Annotated in this window: 16 protein-coding genes; 3 read left to right on the forward strand and 13 right to left on the reverse strand. The window is 61.5% G+C overall.

The window, feature by feature from the left end; genetic code table 11:
- Positions 1-6: 6 nt before the first annotated feature.
- The 9 genes from U1E20_RS02055 to U1E20_RS02095 all read right to left on the reverse strand — a co-directional run bounded on the left by U1E20_RS02055 (position 7) and on the right by U1E20_RS02095 (position 12,440).
- A complete protein-coding gene (locus tag U1E20_RS02055) occupies positions 7-759 on the reverse strand; it encodes a hypothetical protein (RefSeq protein WP_409978919.1) in 753 nt (250 codons plus the stop codon).
- A 653-nt stretch (positions 760-1,412) separates the two neighbouring features.
- On the reverse strand, positions 1,413-3,134 hold the full coding sequence (locus U1E20_RS02060; protein WP_409978920.1) for an OprO/OprP family phosphate-selective porin: 1,722 nt from the start codon (positions 3,132-3,134) through the stop codon (positions 1,413-1,415).
- Positions 3,135-3,452: 318 nt separating this feature from the next.
- On the reverse strand, positions 3,453-3,968 hold the full coding sequence (locus tag U1E20_RS02065) for an NADH-quinone oxidoreductase subunit B family protein (protein ID WP_409978921.1): 516 nt from the start codon (positions 3,966-3,968) through the stop codon (positions 3,453-3,455).
- A gap of 10 nt (positions 3,969-3,978) precedes the next feature.
- A complete protein-coding gene (locus U1E20_RS02070; RefSeq protein WP_409978922.1) occupies positions 3,979-5,496 on the reverse strand; it encodes an NADH-quinone oxidoreductase subunit C in 1,518 nt (505 codons plus the stop codon).
- A gap of 17 nt (positions 5,497-5,513) precedes the next feature.
- Complete coding sequence (locus tag U1E20_RS02075; RefSeq protein WP_409978923.1) at positions 5,514-6,962, reverse strand: hydrogenase 4 subunit F; 1,449 nt, start codon at positions 6,960-6,962, stop codon at positions 5,514-5,516.
- Complete coding sequence (locus U1E20_RS02080; RefSeq protein ID WP_409978924.1) at positions 6,959-7,621, reverse strand: hydrogenase-4 component E; 663 nt, start codon at positions 7,619-7,621, stop codon at positions 6,959-6,961. Before U1E20_RS02080 ends, U1E20_RS02075 begins: the two co-directional genes overlap by 4 nt.
- Positions 7,622-8,575: a respiratory chain complex I subunit 1 family protein gene (locus U1E20_RS02085; RefSeq protein WP_409978925.1), complete on the reverse strand. Its 954-nt coding sequence runs from the start codon at positions 8,573-8,575 to the stop codon at positions 7,622-7,624.
- Entirely contained in the window at positions 8,572-10,569 is a 1,998-nt protein-coding gene (gene hyfB / locus U1E20_RS02090; RefSeq protein ID WP_409978926.1) for a hydrogenase 4 subunit B, read from the reverse strand. The genes U1E20_RS02085 and hyfB overlap by 4 nt, the downstream gene beginning before the upstream one ends.
- Positions 10,570-10,631: 62 nt before the next feature.
- On the reverse strand, positions 10,632-12,440 hold the full coding sequence (locus U1E20_RS02095; protein WP_409978927.1) for a SulP family inorganic anion transporter: 1,809 nt from the start codon (positions 12,438-12,440) through the stop codon (positions 10,632-10,634).
- Between the two features lie 276 nt (positions 12,441-12,716).
- On the opposite strand from U1E20_RS02095, the gene U1E20_RS02100 reads away from it, so the two are divergent.
- Together U1E20_RS02100 and U1E20_RS02105 are read left to right on the forward strand one after the other, a co-directional pair.
- A complete protein-coding gene (locus tag U1E20_RS02100) occupies positions 12,717-13,436 on the forward strand; it encodes a response regulator (RefSeq protein WP_409978928.1) in 720 nt (239 codons plus the stop codon).
- The gene (locus U1E20_RS02105; RefSeq protein ID WP_409978929.1) at positions 13,433-14,872 is read left to right on the forward strand and encodes an ATP-binding protein; all 1,440 of its coding nucleotides are present in this window, start codon (positions 13,433-13,435) and stop codon (positions 14,870-14,872) included. Before U1E20_RS02100 ends, U1E20_RS02105 begins: the two co-directional genes overlap by 4 nt.
- A 4-nt stretch (positions 14,873-14,876) precedes the next feature.
- On the opposite strand, the gene U1E20_RS02110 is transcribed toward U1E20_RS02105, so the two are convergent.
- A complete protein-coding gene (locus tag U1E20_RS02110) occupies positions 14,877-15,293 on the reverse strand; it encodes an Lrp/AsnC family transcriptional regulator (RefSeq protein WP_409978930.1) in 417 nt (138 codons plus the stop codon).
- Between the two features lie 134 nt (positions 15,294-15,427).
- Here U1E20_RS02110 and U1E20_RS02115 point away from each other — a divergent pair, with 134 nt between their 5' ends.
- The gene (locus tag U1E20_RS02115; RefSeq protein WP_409978931.1) at positions 15,428-16,348 is read left to right on the forward strand and encodes a dimethylarginine dimethylaminohydrolase family protein; all 921 of its coding nucleotides are present in this window, start codon (positions 15,428-15,430) and stop codon (positions 16,346-16,348) included.
- On the opposite strand, the gene U1E20_RS02120 is transcribed toward U1E20_RS02115, so the two are convergent.
- From U1E20_RS02120 to U1E20_RS02130, 3 genes are read right to left on the reverse strand one after another with little or no spacing between them, the layout of a single operon-like run.
- A complete protein-coding gene (locus U1E20_RS02120; RefSeq protein WP_409978932.1) occupies positions 16,332-16,889 on the reverse strand; it encodes a peroxiredoxin in 558 nt (185 codons plus the stop codon). The two genes, U1E20_RS02115 and U1E20_RS02120, sit on opposite strands and share 17 nt — an antisense overlap.
- A 30-nt stretch (positions 16,890-16,919) precedes the next feature.
- The gene (locus U1E20_RS02125; RefSeq protein ID WP_409978933.1) at positions 16,920-17,219 is read right to left on the reverse strand and encodes an antibiotic biosynthesis monooxygenase family protein; all 300 of its coding nucleotides are present in this window, start codon (positions 17,217-17,219) and stop codon (positions 16,920-16,922) included.
- A gap of 31 nt (positions 17,220-17,250) precedes the next feature.
- The gene (locus tag U1E20_RS02130; RefSeq protein WP_409978934.1) at positions 17,251-17,487 is read right to left on the reverse strand and encodes a hypothetical protein; all 237 of its coding nucleotides are present in this window, start codon (positions 17,485-17,487) and stop codon (positions 17,251-17,253) included.
- Positions 17,488-17,817: the final 330 nt, after the last annotated feature.

Consider the following 17,817-nt stretch of genomic DNA (forward strand, 5'->3'; position numbering starts at 1 on the left):
TCCGATTCACTTATGCGGAAAGCGTTCGAGCAGCTGCGCCAGCTGGTCGGAAGCTATTGCATTGGGCGGCGCATAGGGGTCATCGACGGAGGCGACGAATGATATCGGAACGATCGCCGCCAAAGCGAAAATCGCCTGCGCGAGCAGCTGTGGTTTGGGACGGTCGAGGTGCGTCACAGCGAGAGCGATTTGAGTGATGAAGGCGATGATCAGCACAGCCGCCCATTTGCGATCGTCGGGAAAGGCGCCCGCGATCGCGAGCCGCTGATCGCGCGCCGATCGCAGACGAATCACGGCGTCCAGGAGCGCGCGCTGGAAGGCCGGTTCGATCTTCGCGCCGCTCACCGTGCTGGTCAGCCTGTTAAGCGCCGCCTCGGCTTCTGGGGATTGATTGCCGTCCTCCATGGCTTGCCACTCGAGACCGACCACGGCCTCCACATATTCGTGTATGGCGCGCAGGATTACGTCGGCGTCAATGCCGTGATTGCTGGAGAGCGCAGAGAGTGTCGTCAGTTGTTCGCGCTCCAGCGTGACGGCCTGATAGGCGCGGCGATTTGCGTCCCAGACATCCTGCGAAAGGAAGGTCATCAGCAGGCCGAACAGCGTCGCGGGAACGCCGACGAAGGGCGGCACCACGCCTTTCCAGTTCTGCGCATGGGCGGCAAAGCGCGAAGCGAAGCAAAGCCAGCATAGGAAAAGCGCGAGAACGGTCATCGCGCCCGCAAGCAAAAGCGCCATGACCGGCATCGTCTGAGACATCCAAAATTCCAAGAGCACCTGTCCACCTCGAAACCGCGTGATCTGACGACATCCTAAACGAGATTCGCCACGTCATTGCAAAGGGGGACATCGGCGCGTCCAACCAAAGCGCGCGCCATCCGAGAGAACGTTGCGAATTTGCAGCCGGTTGGCGCGATGGAGAAAGACGGCGCTCGAACGCATAACGCCCCGCCGTGATGTCCACGGTCGGGGCGTTGCATTCGCCAAGGCGCGTCGGCGCCCAATCATGCAGGCCGATTCGAAGCCGACGACAAGCGTTTCCGCCAATCGCCGGGTTTCGATGAACCTACCTACGCTCGATCTGCCCGGCGCCGCCGGAGGCGTTTCGCGCGAGTCGCGGACGGGGATGACTCGCCCATCCGCCCGACTGCGGCAGCGTGTCCTCACAGAAGGGCCGAGTATCGAGGTTTTGAAGAAGCGTCCTGATGGCGTTTCTTCGTCGCTGAAGTCTTCTCGTGGTCATTGACGGATCTCCTTTTTAGAGATGGACCACCGAACAACCAGTTTCAAGCGTCACCCCAACAACCCGCGAAATCAAGCTCAGTTCCTGTCATCGCCGACGAATTCGGGCAAGCGTTGCAAATTTGTCGCGTCGAACCGCCCGCGTCGCCGCTCGTTCCTTCAGCGGCGTCCTACCAATAGACCTGCGCGCGCGCCTCGAAGAGGTCAGGATGGGCGCCATTGAAATAGGGCCCCTGTCGCGCCGGAACGCCAGTAGCGAACAGTGCGTAATCGTTAAACGGCGCGGAAGCCCGCAGCACATGTATCCAGTTGAACTGGAAGTGGAATCCATTTTCGGGATACCAATTCAGTCCCAAGGTGACATTCTGCTGCCGGCCGCCGACGACGCCCGCGTTGGCGATATAGGAAGCCGCGGCGGGATTGGGCGCGATCAGCGTCGTATAGGCGAGCATGTTATAGAGGCTTGAACCAGAATAGGGCCCGCTGTTGAGATTGAGCGCGCTGTAGCGCGCAGCGAGTCCGACGGCGCCGATGCCGCCCGCGCTCACCGGACTTTTGATCGGGACCTGATTGAAATTGGCGCCAAGCTTGTTCGTCACGTCATAAGCGGCGGCGCGTTCCTCGCCGGTGAGATACCATTGCCCATAGACATAATAGCCGCTGAAATATTGCGAGGCGCCGCCAGGCGCGAAAGCGCCCGCGAGACGCGCGAGCGCAACCTTGGTCGGATTGCGGTTGACCTGCTGTCCAAGATATTCGGCCTGCAGCGAGAACGGTCCATGCGCCGCTGAGAGTTCTACGTCGAAGGATTCGACGTTATTGACGCAATGCGCGGAGGCGGCCGCCGTCCATCCCGGCAGGATAACGGAGCCGCAGGAAAGATCCGGCGTCCCGAGCAGCCCTTGATTGAGAATATAGGCTTCCGAACGGATGCGGTTGCCGACCCGCAACACACGATCGTCGGATAATCCGGTGGCGCTGTTGGGGTTGTGAAAGCGGCCGGAAACGCCAACATGCAGGAGATCGTGCTGAGTCATGATCGGCGCATAGGTCATTCGGCCGGTGAATTCGTAATACTGGCCGCCGCCTGTCGGAAACCACCCGGCTTTCGCAGGAATGCCGACGAGCGGCGGCGAGCCGACAGCCGGATTCGTGTTCAAATCTTCAAAGCTTGTCGTGAAGGCGCCGCCCTTCGCGCTCCAATTCTCGCCATAGGCGCCGATCGCCGCGCCAAGGTGACGGCTGGCGCCGATCGCTTCGACCGCCATCGCGCGTTCGATGAAGTCGCGGAAGCGCGAGGACGTCGTGAACTCCAGCGTGAAGGGCTCGAAATAACTGCCAATGTGGATGAAGGCCGGGTCCTTCGTGAAGGGGAGCGCGAGAAGCGGATGTTGCACGCCCATATAGAAATCGCGAATGCCGCCTTGCACGGGCGCATTGAACGGCGTGCCATATTGCGAGCCCGCGAAATCATATTGCAGTTTGTAAAACCAGTATTGCGCCGCCTTGCCTTCAATTTCGAGACGCACTTGGCGAACGCCGGCCTGATCCGACCAGCCGTTCAGCGGTTGAGACGTTCCGCCGCCGTCGAACTGCATGCGGCCGCCGACTTTGAAATTATACGCCTTGTCCGCGGTTTCGACGAAAAGGCCGTTTTTGAATTGAGTTAAGACCGGCGGCACAGGGGGCTGCGCCGAGGCTTGCACGGCCGAGGCCTGCGCCGCCGCGGCTTTCGCGGCGCTGCTCTGAGCGGATTGCGCGGCCTGCTGCGCCTCGGCCTTGGCTTGGCGCGCTTCGCGCCGCAGCTTCGCGATCTCGGCCTCCAGAACGCGAAGCCTCGCCTCAATCGCGTCGCTTGACGCCGCATTCGCCAGGGTCGTCGAGAAAACCATCACAAGGGCGCTTGTCGCGACGCCACGCTTTCCGCCCCATAAACTCATTACTCGCCTCGCTCGCGTTTTGAATTCGCAACGAGCGGCGTCGCGCCCTGCCGCGCCGATCAGGCGAACCCGGTCATTGCTTTGAAAAGCGCGCATTGCACGTGCAAGTCGCCAAACGCCGTTCGTTTTCTACCGAACTTCCGGCGCGCAGGCTTTTCCTGAGTCTTTCCGTCTATGCGCAAATATTGCTCGCGCGTTTCCGAAAGGCGGCGCCGCCATTTTTCAGACAGCGCGCAGCCATTTTTGTCAGCGGCGCGGCGGCGCTGTAATTCATTCCATATTTTCGACGAAGGCGATCAGACCTTTGAGCAACGTCGTCGGATCGGGCGGACAGCCGCGAATATGGAGATCGACCGGAACGACATTGGCGACGGCCCCAATGCAGGCATAGCTGTTGCAAAAAACGCCGCCGTCAAAGGCGCAGTCGCCGACCGCGATCACCCATTTTGGATCGGGCGTCGCCGCATAGGTGCGTTCCAGCGCTTCGCGCATGTTCTTCGTCACCGGACCGGTGACGAGCAAGACGTCGGCGTGACGCGGCGAAGCGACGAAGCGCAGGCCAAATCTTTCGAGATCATAATAGGCGTTGTTGAGCGCGTGAATTTCGAGTTCGCACCCGTTACAGGAGCCGGCGTCGACTTCGCGGATCGACAGACTGCGTCCGAGTTTCTGCCGCGCCGTGCGCCCCAGCGTATAGCCGAGTTCGGCCGTCGACGCCGCGTCCGGTGTGGGGGCCTGCTCGGTCAACGCGCTTCGAAACAAGCCTTGAAGCAAGAATTTCTGCATCGCGTGCGTCCTAGAGGTCGTGCCCTGAATAGGAGCAGTTGAAGGATTTGTTGCACAGGGGGAAGTCGGCGACGATGTTGTTTTTGATCGCGGCTTCGAGGAGCGGCCATTGGAACCATGACGGATCGCGCAAATGACAGCGCTGCACGACGCCGTCGGCCCGGATGCGAAGCCAGCAGAAAATATCGCCGCGGAATCCTTCAACGAGCGCCGCGCCCTCGCGCGTCCAATCGTCGGGCAGCGCCCAGGCGGCGATGATCGGCCCTGTCGGCGCTTCACCGAGAATTTGTTTGACGAGTTGCAGCGAGGCTTTCACTTCGTCGAAGCGGACCCAGACGCGCGCGTCGACGTCGCCCTCCTGCGAGGCGCCGATCGCAAACGCCAACTGAGGATAGGGGGCGTAGCCGATCGCCTTGCGCGCGTCGAACGCCCGGCCCGAAGCGCGTCCGACATAGCCGCCGCAAGCATATTGTTTCGCGAGCGCTTCGCTGACGAATCCGGTGCCGACGGTGCGATCCTGCAGCGACGTCGTGTCCCCGAAGAGCGCGATCAGCCGCGGAGTCATCAGTTCGATCCATTCGATCATCGCGTAAAGCGCCGTGGCGCTCTCTTGCTTCAGATCGACGACGGTTCCGCCCGGCGCGATGCGATCCATCATCAGGCGATGACCAAAAGCGCTCGCCGATTCGCGCAAGATGCGCTCGCGCACGAGGTTGCAATGCGCCTGCATTAGGGAAAAGGCCGCGTCGTTGCAGATGGCGCCGATGTCGCCGAAATGATTGGCGAGCCGTTCGAGTTCGGCCATCAAGGCGCGCAGATAGAGGGCGCGCGGCGGGACGCTGACGTCAAAGGCGGCCTCGACCGCCTGGGCGAAGGCGAGACTGTAGGCGACGGTGCTGTCGCCCGAAACGCGCGCGGCGACTTGCGCGGCGCGCTCGATCGAGGCGCCGTTCATCAATTGGTCTATTCCCTTATGCACGAAGCCGAGCCGCTCCTCGAGGCGCACGACGGTTTCGCCATTCGCCGAGAAGCGGAAATGACCGGGCTCAATGATGCCGGCGTGCACCGGACCGACCGGTATCTGGTGCAGCGGTTCGCCCTCCGTGGGCAGGAACTCATAGCGGTCGCGGTCGGTGTTGATCTCCTGGGGCGCGGCGCAGGGGTGGCGGACGCCCCAGCGGCCGTGATCGAGCCAAGCGCGCCGGTCGGACGCGTCTTCAGGCTTCAGGCCAAAAAGATCGTGGATCGCGCGCTCTAGTCTCGACGCCGGCGGATGCACTCGTCCGACCGACGGAAACGCGCCTTCCGGACATTCCAAGGTGACGATGCGCAGGGGCGGCTCGCGCGGTTCGAGCACGGCCATATGAACGCACGAACTTTCGCCCCAGAGACTTAAGAGCTCGCGCTCGCCCTTCGCCAGGCTCTCGGCCAAGGCGAGCCAACCATTCTGGTCGACGATTTCGCGCGGCCAAGGAAGGCAGGCCGGCCGCGCCGGCTGGACGGCGGTCTGTTTGCTGGCGAAGTTCATCTCTTCATCCTTCGAGCTCAACCCAAGAGACGCGCGACGTTCTGGAACCAGGTCACGAGGTGAGAGGGAAGATAGAGTCCCGCGAGCAGCACCAGCGAGAGATGCGCATAGAGCGGCAACATAGAAGCTTTGACCTCGCCGACATCCCGGCTCGGCTCGCCGAACGCCATGCCGGTGAGCCGCAGCAACAAGGCGCCGAAAGCGAGAAGCAGGCCGAAAACAAGCGGAATCGCGAGGAGCGGCTGGCGGGCGAAGGTCGAACTCACGACCAGAAATTCGCTCATGAAAATGCCAAGCGGCGGCAGGCCGATGATCGCCACGACGCCGGCGACGAGAGTCCAGCCGAGCGCCGGCTGGCTCTGCGTCAATCCCCTGATGTCGGCGATTTTCTGCGTGCCCTTGGCCTGCGCAATGTGGCCAACGGAAAAGAAGATCGCGGACTTCGTCAGGCTGTGCATGGTCATATGCAGCAGCCCGGCGAAATTGGCGAGCGGGCCGCCCATGCCGAAGGCGAAGGCGATGATGCCCATGTGCTCGATCGAGGAATAGGCGAACAGCCTTTTGATGTCGTCGCGCCGATAGAGCATGAACGCCGCCATGATCAGCGACGCGAGGCCGAGGGTGATCATCAGCGGGCCCGGCGTGATCGCCGCCGCATTGGCGGTCAGCAGCATCTTGAAGCGCAGCACCGCGTAAAGCGCGACATTGAGCAGAAGCCCGGACAGGACCGCTGAAATCGGGGTGGGGCCTTCCGCATGCGCATCGGGAAGCCAGGCGTGCATCGGCGCCAGGCCGACCTTGGTGCCGTAGCCGAGCATCAGGAAGACGAAAGCGACATTGAGCATCCGCGGATTGAACTGTGGCGCCTGCGACATCAGCGTCTTCCAGACCATCGCGTCATAGCCCTGGCCCAGCACCGGTTCGGCCGCCATGTAGATGAGGATCGTTCCGAACAGCGCCAGCGCGATGCCGACGCTGCCGAGGATGAAATATTTCCAGGCGGCTTCGAGCGCATGCGGCGTGCGGTAGATGCCGACCATCAATACGGTGGTCAGCGTGGCGACTTCGACCGCCACCCACATCAGGCCGATATTGCTGGCGAGCAAAGCGAGATTCATCGCGCACATCAGCGATTGATACATCGCGTGATAGAAGCGGACATTCGTCGAGGTCAGCCGGCCGGTTTCGATTTCATGATCGATATAGCTCGCGCTGTAGACGCTCGTGGTGAAGCCGATGAAGGTCGAGAGCACGACGAAGACGATGTTGAGATCGTCGACGAAGAGATAGCCGCCGCTTTCTGGTTCGACAATCAGCAGGATCAGCGCGAAAAGAAAGGTCGCGCCGGAGGCGCAGACATTGAGCACCGCCGAGCGCCGGTATTCCGGCTCCAAGGCGACGGCGACCGCCGAGACGGCGGGAATGGCGATAAGCGCGTTCGAGACCATGAAAAGTTCGGAGCTCATGAACGTCCCCCGCGCACGCGATCAAGTTCGAAAAGATCGACATTGTCGAAGCGCTCGCGAATGCGAAACAGAAAGATGCCGATCACGATGAAGGCGATCAGGATCGAGAAGGCGACGCTGATCTCGACGACGAGCGGCATGCCGTTGGCGCCTGCAGCCGCGAGGACCAAGCCGTTTTCCAGCGACATGAAGCCGATGATCTGGCTGACCGCGTTGCGGCGCGTCACCATCATCAGCAGACCGAGCAGCACGATCGCCAGCGCGAAGGCGATGTCTTCGCGCGCCAGCGGGTCGGCGGAGGCTGTCGCCGGCAGCATGACCACGAGCGACAGCGCCACCAGAAATATGCCGATGAGCATGGTGACGCCGACGCCGCCGATGACTTCGACAGTCCGATGGACGCCCAGGCGCTCGATGATGCGGCGTAGGCTGAAGGGAATGATCAGCGCCTTGAAAATCGCCGCGATGGCGGCGGTGACATAGAGGTGCGGCGCGTCCTGGTAATAAGCCTGCCAGGCGACCGACAGCGAGAGAACGAAGGCGTGCAGCGTGTAGATATTGATCAGTCCGGACAGCCGGTCCTGATAGAGCAGCATGAAGCTCGTCAGCACCAGCGCGCCGGCGAGCACATGGGCGATGTCGATTGTCAGAAGCTCCATCTAAAGGCTCCGTGTCACGAAAACGAGCAGCGTCGCGAGAAGGCCGAGCATCAACCCCGCGCCAAGAAAGTCCGGGACGCGGAAGACGCGCATTTTCGCCGTGGACGTCTCGAAAAACGCGAGCAGGAAGCAGCCGGTCGCGAGTTTTAGAACATAGGCGCCGAGGCCAATCGCCATCGTTTGCAGATCGGCGTCATGCCGCGCGAGTCCGACCGGGAAAAAGACGCAGGCGATGAGCGAGATATAGAGGAGCAGCTTCAGCGCCGAGGCGAGTTCGATGAGCGCGAGATAGCGGCCCGAATATTCGAGCACCATCGCTTCATGCACCATCGTCAGTTCGAGATGCGTCGCCGGATTGTCGACGGGGACGCGTCCGTTCTCGGCGATGGCGACGATGAGCAGCGCGACGAGCGCCATGCCGACCGAGGCGCGCAATTCCAGATTCCCGGCCATATAGGCGGCGATTTCGGAAAGCTGGGTGGTCCCGGCGACGAAGGAGACGGTAAAGACGATCATGATCGTCGCCGGCTCGGCCAGCGAGCCGAACATTGCTTCGCGACTCGAGCCGATGCCGCCGAAGCTGGTTCCAATGTCCATGCCGGCGAGGGCCAGGAAAAAGCGGGCGCTGCCGAGCAGGGCGATGATCGCGATGAGGTCAGCGGACCAGCTGAACATCAATCCCGTCGCGAAGGTCGGCACGAGCGACGCCGCGACCCAGGTCATGGCGAAAATCAGATAGGGCGCCGCGCGATACAGCCACGATGCGTTCTCGGCAAGGACGACCTCCTTGCGCAGCAGTCGGATGAGATCGCGCCAGGGTTGGATGATCGGCGGTCCCTTGCGGCGCAGGAGCCGGGCTTTCAGCTTTCTGGTAACGCCGATGACGAGCGGCGAGAGCGCCAGCACCAACAGCATTTGGGCGCCCTGCGCGACGAGATCGAAGAGAAAATTCATATCGCCACCAGAACCAGCAGGAAGACGAGCGCGCCGAACACCAGCGCGAGATATTCCTGGATCGACAGAAGACTGAGGATGTTGAGGCCGGAGGCGCAGGTCTCGACCGCTCGCGTCAGCGGCGCGTAAAGATAGTCGAAAATGCGATCCTTGATGTCGATGGTAAGCCGCGCCGCCCGCATCTCGCCCGGCGCCGGCATGTCGAGCCGCTCCTTGACCGAAAAGGCGATGATTCCAAGCGTTCGCCTGATCGGCTGCGCGAAGCTGCTGCCGGTATATTGGGTCGTGGGACTCGTTTCGATGTAGCCGCAGTCCCAGGCGGGCGCGCGCCGCGACCGTGACGAACCGAATTTGTGGATGACCCATCTCGCCGAATAGGCGGAGAAGAGAATGAAGAGGAAGACCAGCAGCCCGTTGTAGGAGCTGCGGCTTTCTGCGACAGGCGCGATCGAGAGCCAGGAGAGTTCGGCCTGCGTCGGCATGCGGCCGCCGACAAAGTCTTTCGCCGCCGGCGATATCGTATCGATGACGAGGCTCGGCAGCAGGCCGGCGAGCAGGCAGAGCGTCAGCAATCCGGCCATCGTCCCGATCGACCAGCGATCAGGGTCTTTCGCGGTTCGCGCCGCTTCGCTGCGCGGCCGTCCGAGGAAAGCGATCCCATAGGCGCGGATGTAGCAGCCCGCGCCGAGCGCGGCGCTCAGCGCCAGCGCCACGCCGACAGCGGGAACGAGAAGCTTCACCGTCCATTGCGGCAGCGACGGGCTGAGAAGGATCGCCTGAAACACCAGCCATTCCGAGACGAAGCCGTTGAGCGGCGGCAGCGCGGAGATGGCGACGCAGCCGCCGAGAAACAGAAAGGCGGTTTTCGGCATGGAATGAATGAGGCCGCCGAGCCGCTCGATGCTTCTTTCGCCGCTTCCGTTCAATACGGCGCCGGCGCCGAAAAACAGGAGACTCTTGAACAGCGAATGATTGAAGACGTGAAACAGCGCCGCGGTGAAGGCGAGCGCCGCCGGCAACGCCAGGCCATCCGCCTTGAACGCCAGGGCGAGTCCCAGCGCGATGAAGATGATGCCGATGTTTTCGATCGTGCTGTAGGCGAGAAGCTTTTTCAGATCGCTCTGGATGGTGGCGAACAGCACGCCGATGAGCGCGCTCGCCGCGCCAAAGGTCAGCGGTTCGATCGACCACCAGAACGCCGGCGGCCCCAAAAGATCGAAGACGACGCGAATGAAGCCGTAAATGGCGACCTTGGTCATGACGCCGCTCATCAGCGCCGAGACATGGCTGGGCGCCGCGGGATGGGCCAGCGGCAGCCAGATATGCAACGGCGCGAGTCCGGCCTTGGAGCCCATGCCGACAAGCGCCAGCGCCAGTACGAGGCCGGTCTTCCAGCCTTCTTTCGTCGACTCGCGAATCGAGGCGAAGTCATAGGCGCCGCCGACCCCGCCCAGAACGCCAAAGGCCATCAGCAGCGCGAAACCGCCGAAACTCGCCATCAACAGATAGACGAAGCCTGCGCGCCGGTTTTCCGCGTCATGATGGTGCGTGAGAACCAGCGCCCATGACGCGAGCGACATGAACTCCCAAGCGACGAGAAAGCTGAAGGCGTCGTCGGCGAGCACGACCATGTTCATGCCGGCGAGAAACGCCGGATAGAAAGGCAGAACGCGCATCGGCTCCTTCTCATGCGCGCCATAACCAATCCCGTAAGCGCTCGCCGCGGCGCCGCCGAGATTGACGACGGCGAGAAAAAACGCGCTGAGGACGTCGATCCGGAGATGCATGCCGATCCACGGCAGGCCTAACGGTAGACTGGTCGAAATGACATGCGCGCCTCTCGGCATGACCGCCGCGAGGAAGAGAACGCCGCACAGCGCAATGCAGACGCGATAGACATTGCGGCTCACGTCCGGGTTCCGCCTCTCGACGATAGCGTAGACGCTGACGGCGAGCAGCGCGCTGACGCTGGTCAACGCGAGATAGAGCGGCATGCTTGACACCTTCCGGTCGACGTGGCCCGCAACGGTCGCGTTTCGTCCACGAATCTTGGGAATTAGGCGCTGCGCTTTCGCGGCGCGAGAGGATGTTTCGATGTCGCGACATGCTGCTCGAGACCGCGAATCTCGGCGCGCCCGCCGCTTGATTCATAGTCTTCGCAGAAGTGATGGAGATTTTCCATCACCGTGTGGTCGACGCACCAGGACTCGGAAAGATCGAAGATGATGGTCTTTCCCTTTGGGAGTTTCGCGAGGTCTCCCTTGAGCGCCAGATAATTGCCGAAGTAGGCGGCGCCGCCGATGCTGACTTGATAAACGCCGGGCTCGCTCTCCACGATGTTGCGATGGAGCTTGAAGACCTGTTTCCAATTGACGCTGCGCCACACATGGAACAGGAATTCGGCGACGATGCCGATCGCCACGCCGATCAAGAGATCGGTCGCCAGCACGCCAATGATGGTGATCACAAAAACGGCAAGCTGGTCCCAGCCGATCGCCAGCGTCTTCTTGAACTCAAGCGGAGAAGCGAGACGGTAGCCGGTGAACACCAGCAGCGCCGCAAGCGAAGCGAGCGGAATCTCATGAATGAGCCGGGGGAAAAGCGCAACGAAAATCAGCAGGAACAATCCGTGAAAGAAATTCGCCCAGCCCGTGCGCGCGCCATTATTGACGTTGGCCGAACTGCGGACGATTTCCGCGATCATCGGCAAGCCGCCGATCAACCCGCAGATGATGTTGCCAACGCCGACCGCCGCGATGTCGCGGTTGAGGTCGGACGTTCGCTTATAGGGATCGAGCTTGTCGACCGCCGCCGCGCTCAGCAGGCTTTCGAGGCTGCCGACCAGGCAGATCGCGACGACCTGTTGCCAGAAGAGGGTGGACGCGATCAGCGAAAAATCGGGAAAGGCGAAGCCAGACAGAAAGTTCTGGGGGATGGAGACCAGGAATTTCGGCCCGATCGTGAATTCGTGATGCGGCAGGAATGGAGTTTCGGGCAGGAAGAGATAGATGTGTTCGTCGTCGAGATCGAAATATTGCGCGAGCGCCATGCCGACGATCACCACGATGATCGGCGCCGGGATCATCTTGAGGCGGCGGTTCTTCACCACCGACCAGGCGATCAGGATGAGCAGTCCGAGGCCGCCAATGATCGCGACCTCCGGATTCATGTCGCGAATGCTGGCGGGGATCGCGCCGATCGTCGCGAAGAGCGACTGCGCGTCGGGCTTGACGCCAAGCATGACGTGAATCTGCTTGGCCATGATGATGATGCCGATCGCCGCCAGCATGCCGTGAACGGCCGACGACGGGAAGAAGGCGCTCATCTTGCCGGCCTTCATCAGTCCCATCAGCGTCTGGATGACGCTGGCGCAGACGATCGCGGCCAAGGTGTAGTGATAGCCGGCCTTGGCGTCGCCGCCGCCGAGCGCCTGAACCGAGTCGAGAATGACCACGATGAGGCCCGCCGCCGGACCCATGATCGTGACGAAGGAGCCGTCGATCCGCGACACCAGAAGGCCGCCGATGACGGCGGTGATGATGCCCGCCTGCGGCGGAAAGCCCGACGCCATGGAAATGCCGAGGCACAGCGGCAAGGCGATGAGAAAGACCAGGAACCCCGATAAAATGTCCGCCCGCCAGTTTTCGACTAAGCCCGCGAGCCCGGTCTTTGGCGTGAAGCGAGTCAAAGCCGCCTTCGACATAATTGGTTGGCTCTCGTCTTTGGGGGCCGGCGCGCCGGCTAAGTCTTCGCCGCGCGCCGCGCGCTGCTCCGCGTCGGGCGCGGACTCGCAATTTTGAGACCCCACGGCGTCGGCCGCCGCCGTGACCATGCCGCTCGAAAAAGCGTGAGCCTTGCTCTTCATAGCTATTTCGTCCTTGCAACTGAAGAGGTTAGGCGCGATGAGACATTCGAGCGCCTGAGGTCCGGAGCGGCTGGAACATAAGGCAACCCTCTTGGCGCGGTGTTTCTCCATCTTTTCGCGGCGCACAGATTATTTCTGGTGTTTTTCTGAATTGGGACGCGGTTCGGCCTTAGGTTTGACGGGCGTTTGCTCGTCGGTCGATTTTTTGGATGGAAACACTCTGGAAACATTGCATTATTAGTTTTCGACACTCTCAACGAAAGCGATCCGAATCCTTTGACTGCTCCCGTTTCAATCCTGATCGTCGAAGACGATGCCGAAATCGGCGAGTTCATCTCGCTTTATCTCGCAACGCACGACATGCAGGCGAAAGTGGCCGCAACCGGCCAGGAAATGGACGCTGCTTTCGGCGCGGGCGCCTACGACCTGCTTATTCTCGATCTTAATCTGCCTGGCGAAGATGGTCTGTCGATCTGCCGGCGCGTGCGGTCGGAGCGACGCATTCCGATCATCATCCTGACGGCGCAATCCGAGGACATCGACAAGATATTGGGACTCGAACTGGGCGCCGACGATTACATCGTCAAGCCGTTCAATTCGCGCGAGCTCCTGGCGCGCATCCGCGCGGTCTTGCGGCGAACCGAGACGCCGGCCGTCGTCGACGGACGCGCCGTGCGGCAATCTTATCTTTTCTCCGGCTGGCGCGTCGACGTGCTCGCGCGAGAGGTTGTCGCGCCCTGCGGCATGAGGGTCGCCATGACCGGCGCCGAATTCGACCTGCTGCATGCGCTGTGCGAAAATCCCAATCGGGTGTTGACGCGCGAGCAGCTGATCAACATGACCCATGGCCCGACCTCGGGACCGTTCGAACGGAGCATTGACGTTCTGATCAGCCGGCTTCGACAGAAGATTGAATCGGATCCGAAGAAGCCCGCCTTCATCCAGACGGTGCGGTCTGAGGGATATATTTTTTCGACGCAGGTGGCGCGCGCATGAGCTCGACACGCGTTCCTTGGCGTTTCCGGCTCAACAAGCTCGCCGTGCAGATCACGCTGCTCATTCTCGTGTCGATCCTTGCGTTTCAAACCATCGTTATCGGCATGTTCCATGTTTTCGGGCGGCGTCATATCGTCGACCAGGGCGATTTCATCGCGAGCATCATCGTCGCATTGGACGTGGCGCCGCTTGCCGAGAGAGACAACATCATTTCAGCGCTTTCTCGCGCCGTTCCCTATGCCAATATTGAGATTCAGCAGTCGCGGCCGCCAGCGGAGGATTCTTCGACGGGCGGCGGCGATCTCGCCTTCGATATGGAAATCCGCCATATCGATTCATTGCTGTGGGACGGCGCGGACGTGTTCAAGGTCGCCGGATCCGCGCCGGGCGATTATGGCGTGCTCGCCGTCGAATTGCATAAGGGCGGCTATGCGACGATCTCGATCGCCCAGCATCAAAAATCGCCGCGCTCGATATGGCGGTGGCTTTGGCAGCATGCGGAGGACGAACCGTTCATCCTGACGCAGGGCGCGCGCACCGCGCTGTCCTTTATCGTGTTCACGGCGATCTTCATTTTCTGGGCGTTGAACGCGATCATGGCGCCGCTGCGACGGCTGGCGAAATATGCCGAACAGATACCAAACGACGTCGACCCAAAGACGCAGCTGACCGAACAGGGACCGTATGAAGTTCGCGAACTGACCCGCTCGCTCAATCGCATGCAGGCGCGCATCAGCAAGATGATCGCCGCAAGAGCTCATGTGCTCGCGGCCGTCAGCCATGATTTGCGAACCATCATCACCCGGCTGAAGCTGAAGACCGAGTTTGTTTCCGACGATGGCCTCCAGCAGCGGATGATGCGCGACATCGATCTCATGGATACGATGCTGTTTAAGAATCTCCAGTATCTGCGCGCTGAAGGAGACGACAAATACGACATTTCTCTCATTGATCTCGACAGCGTTCTGCAAACCGTCGCCGACGAATTTTGCGACCTCGGGCATAATGTCACCTACCATGACGACGGCCATAAGATGATCTTCGGGTCGCTCTGCGACGTGCAGCGCATTTTCACCAATCTCGTCGAAAACGCGACGCATCACGCCAAGACCGTGGACATCTTTATGGCGGAACGTCCGGATGGACTCCTTCAGGTCGACGTGGTCGACGATGGACCGGGGATTTCGGCGGAGGGCAAGAAAACCGCATTCGAGCCCTTCGTTCGCGGTCAGCCCGGACGCACGCTTGACGAGCACAGCGGCTTTGGTCTCGGACTCTCGATCGTTCGGTCGCTGGTCGAGCATCGCGGCGGCAGCGTGTCCCTGCTCGATCGAGCGCCCCACGGACTGATCGTTCGAGTGCTGCTGCCGCGGGCGACGGAAAGCGGCGAACAGCGCGCCGCGGCGGGTTCAAACGCGGAGGCGGCGCTTTCCTGAAGGCTCAGGCCGGCGCAAGCAGCAGGCTGGTTTCGCTTCTGGCGATTCCTTCGATCGTTCTGACGCTCGACAGCACGCGATCGAATTCCTCGAGATTGGCGCATTCGACTTCCGCGATAAGGTCGAAGGGACCGTTGGTGCTGTATAGCGACTGTATCTGCGGCAGCCCACGCAACGCATTGGCGACGCGGCGGGCGCTCTTGCCGGAAACCTCCACCATCATGATCGCGCGAATGCGATCGGGCGTCGCCGGATTTTTCAGCCGAACGGTAAAGCCCAGGATCACATCCGACGCGATCAGCTTATCTAGTCGGTTCTGGACAGTGCCGCGCGAGACGCCGAGCCCCTTGGCGAGCTGAGACAGGGAAGCGCGGCCATTGGCGCGCAGCAGGGCGATCAATCGATGGTCGAGGTCATCCACAACGGTTCGCCTCTGTCGAATTGATCAATATGTATGACGGATTGCGCAAGATTGCAGGCATATCGGTAACATATGGCCATTTCGATTGGCGTCGCCGCGCTTTAGGCTGTTCGACAATGTTAGAGGAATCGCTGATGGACTTCGACACCGACGTCGCCGTGATTGGCGAGCCGCCGCTGGCGGCCGCGCGCGACGCCGAGCTTTCGCCGCCTGCCACTCGGCGCGGAGCCATTCTGATGTGCGCGCCGGATTTTTTCGGCGTCGACTACATCATCAACCCCTGGATGGAAAATCAGGTCGGCCGAGCGACGCTGCCGCGCGCCCAGGCGCAATGGGAGCATTTGCGCGGCAATCTTGCGGCGCACAGCGATATCGCCTTCGTCGCGCCGACGCCCGGTCTGCCGGACATGGTCTTCACCGCCAATGCCGGCCTCGTGGTCGGCGACAAGGCGGTGGTGAGCAGATTCCGCGCCAGGGAGCGGCGCCCCGAGGAGCGTCTGTTTTGCGACTGGTTCGAAGGGCAGGGCTATTCGATCGCGCCCTGGCCCGACAATATTGCGTTTGAAGGCGCCGGCGACGCGCTCATCGACCATGCGCGCCACATTGTCTGGTGCGGCCATGGCTGGCGTTCTGGAGAAGAAGCGCCCAAACATCTCGAAAAGATTTTCTCACGGCGAACGATCGGGCTGAAGCTCGTCGATCCGCGCTTCTATCACCTCGACACATGTTTCTGCCCGCTGAGCGGCGGCTGGACGATGTACTATCCGGCGGCTTTCGACATCGCCTCGCAGGCAGCGATCCGAGCGATTGTCCCTGCCGAGAAGCGGATCGAGGTCGGCGAGACGGACGCGCTTGCGTTCGCCTGCAACGCCGTCGAACTCGCCGGACGCATTTTTCTCAACGCCTGTTCCGACGATCTTCGCGCGCGCCTGATTGACGCAGGCTTCACGCCGGTCGTGACGCCTCTTTCCGAATTCATGAAGGCGGGCGGCGCGGCGAAATGCCTAACGCTGCAATTGCCCGGCGCCGCCCGTAAAGTCACGCCGCGGGGCTGAGCGTTTCGCCGCCCGGCGGGCGGTTGCAGGCGCAGAGCGCGCCGGTCTGCAGCGCGTCGAGGACGCGCAGCGTGTCTTCCGGCGACCGGCCGACGTCGAGATTCGTCGCGTAGACATGCTGAATGACATTGTCGGGATCGACGATGAAGGTGACGCGATGGGCGACGCCGGAAGGCGAACGCACGCCGAGGCCGTCGATCAGCTCTCCCTTGCAATCGGCGAATTGCCAGATCGGCAAATTCTTCAGACCGCCATGGTCGCGCCGCCAGGCGAGCTTGACGAATTCATTGTCCGTCGAGCCGCCGAGAACGACGGCGTCGCGCTCGGCGAACGCCTGCGAGAGGCCGGCGAAGCCGGCGATTTCGGTCGGGCAAACGAAGGTGAAATCCTTCGGATAGAAGAAGATCACCTTCCATTTTCCAGGAAAGCTCGTCTCGCTCAGCGGTTCGAACGCCGTCTCGCCGTTTTCCTCGATCTCGTTAAATCCGGGCTTCACGCCGACGACGGCGAAATTCGGCAGTCTGTCGCCAATTCCCAACATGTCATTCTCCCCGAAAACGCCAGCGGCGCTCTATTGCGGATTGCTTCTTGAGACGGCGGCGTCGAACTCTTCGAGCCGAGAGGCGCAGCGCGGGCCGATGCTCGGCGTTCCATAAAGTTCGGCGCGCCGCCAATCGATGAAGCGCTCTTCGGTCTCCCACATGGTGACCGAGAAATAGAGCACATGCGGGCCGATCTCCCGTCCCTTGTGAAAGCGAAAGCCGATCAGCCCCGTCGCTTCCCTCAGCCGGACGCTGGTCTCTCTCCAAGCCGTCTCGAATGTCTCCTCGCAGCCCTTGACGACTCTGAACTGATTCGACGCCATGAACATTGCGCGTTCCTTTTCCTGTTCCTTGAGTCGCTCAAGCCGCTTGCTCGGCGCGCTGCGCGCGACGCGAGGTCGCCACGAGCGCGGCGTATTCATCGCATCGCTTGCGCATGCATTCGTCCGGACACGACAGCGCATAGTGGCTGTGCAGCGCCGCAAGCCCGTAACCGGCGAGTTCGACTTCGTCGATGGACGTTCGAACCGGACTCTGGTTCATCGCTTCGTCGAGAATCGAATCAATGCGTTTTCTTTCTTTCGCGAGATCGCACAATGCTTTTCTCCTTCAATGATTGGCGCGCGGCGGGCGGCGTCCGCGCCGGTCCTGTCGCTTGCGGACCAGCGTTCGGCTCGACGCGCGTTCTGGTTTCAAGGAGGTTCAGGGCCGCCGCTTGCATCGCTCAAAGATTTAACAAGCAATTCGCTTCGTCAATACACGTAAACTTTCCTCGGAAATCTTTCAAAAATCTTCTTTCTAAATATTCCTATTTGAAGGAACCGCGAATCATCAGTCTTGGGTATCCATTTCGCGCCGGTTGCGGCCCTTTGGCGCCAGGCCATCGTTCTGGCGCAAATCTGGGTTCATTCGGCTAGGGGGCTGGCG

Origin of the sequence: Methylocystis sp., assembly GCF_046349115.1 — a bacterium.
Classification (GTDB): domain Bacteria; phylum Pseudomonadota; class Alphaproteobacteria; order Rhizobiales; family Beijerinckiaceae; genus Methylocystis.

What these genes read in the sequence shown, in the direction of transcription:
- U1E20_RS02070 (WP_409978922.1), bottom strand. Translation starts at nt 5,496, where the DNA reads ATGAACTTCGCCAGCAAACAGACCGCCGTCCAGCCGGCGCGGCCGGCC.
- hyfB (WP_409978926.1), bottom strand. Translation starts at nt 10,569, where the DNA reads ATGCCGCTCTATCTCGCGTTGACCAGCGTCAGCGCGCTGCTCGCCGTC.
- U1E20_RS02115 (WP_409978931.1), top strand. Translation starts at nt 15,428, where the DNA reads ATGGACTTCGACACCGACGTCGCCGTGATTGGCGAGCCGCCGCTGGCG.
- U1E20_RS02125 (WP_409978933.1), bottom strand. Translation starts at nt 17,219, where the DNA reads ATGTTCATGGCGTCGAATCAGTTCAGAGTCGTCAAGGGCTGCGAGGAG.
- U1E20_RS02105 (WP_409978929.1), top strand. Translation starts at nt 13,433, where the DNA reads ATGAGCTCGACACGCGTTCCTTGGCGTTTCCGGCTCAACAAGCTCGCC.
- U1E20_RS02065 (WP_409978921.1), bottom strand. Translation starts at nt 3,968, where the DNA reads ATGCAGAAATTCTTGCTTCAAGGCTTGTTTCGAAGCGCGTTGACCGAG.
- U1E20_RS02060 (WP_409978920.1), bottom strand. Translation starts at nt 3,134, where the DNA reads ATGGTTTTCTCGACGACCCTGGCGAATGCGGCGTCAAGCGACGCGATT.
- U1E20_RS02080 (WP_409978924.1), bottom strand. Translation starts at nt 7,621, where the DNA reads ATGGAGCTTCTGACAATCGACATCGCCCATGTGCTCGCCGGCGCGCTG.
- U1E20_RS02085 (WP_409978925.1), bottom strand. Translation starts at nt 8,575, where the DNA reads ATGAATTTTCTCTTCGATCTCGTCGCGCAGGGCGCCCAAATGCTGTTG.
- U1E20_RS02055 (WP_409978919.1), bottom strand. Translation starts at nt 759, where the DNA reads ATGTCTCAGACGATGCCGGTCATGGCGCTTTTGCTTGCGGGCGCGATG.
- U1E20_RS02120 (WP_409978932.1), bottom strand. Translation starts at nt 16,889, where the DNA reads ATGTTGGGAATTGGCGACAGACTGCCGAATTTCGCCGTCGTCGGCGTG.
- U1E20_RS02095 (WP_409978927.1), bottom strand. Translation starts at nt 12,440, where the DNA reads ATGAAGAGCAAGGCTCACGCTTTTTCGAGCGGCATGGTCACGGCGGCG.
- U1E20_RS02075 (WP_409978923.1), bottom strand. Translation starts at nt 6,962, where the DNA reads ATGAGCTCCGAACTTTTCATGGTCTCGAACGCGCTTATCGCCATTCCC.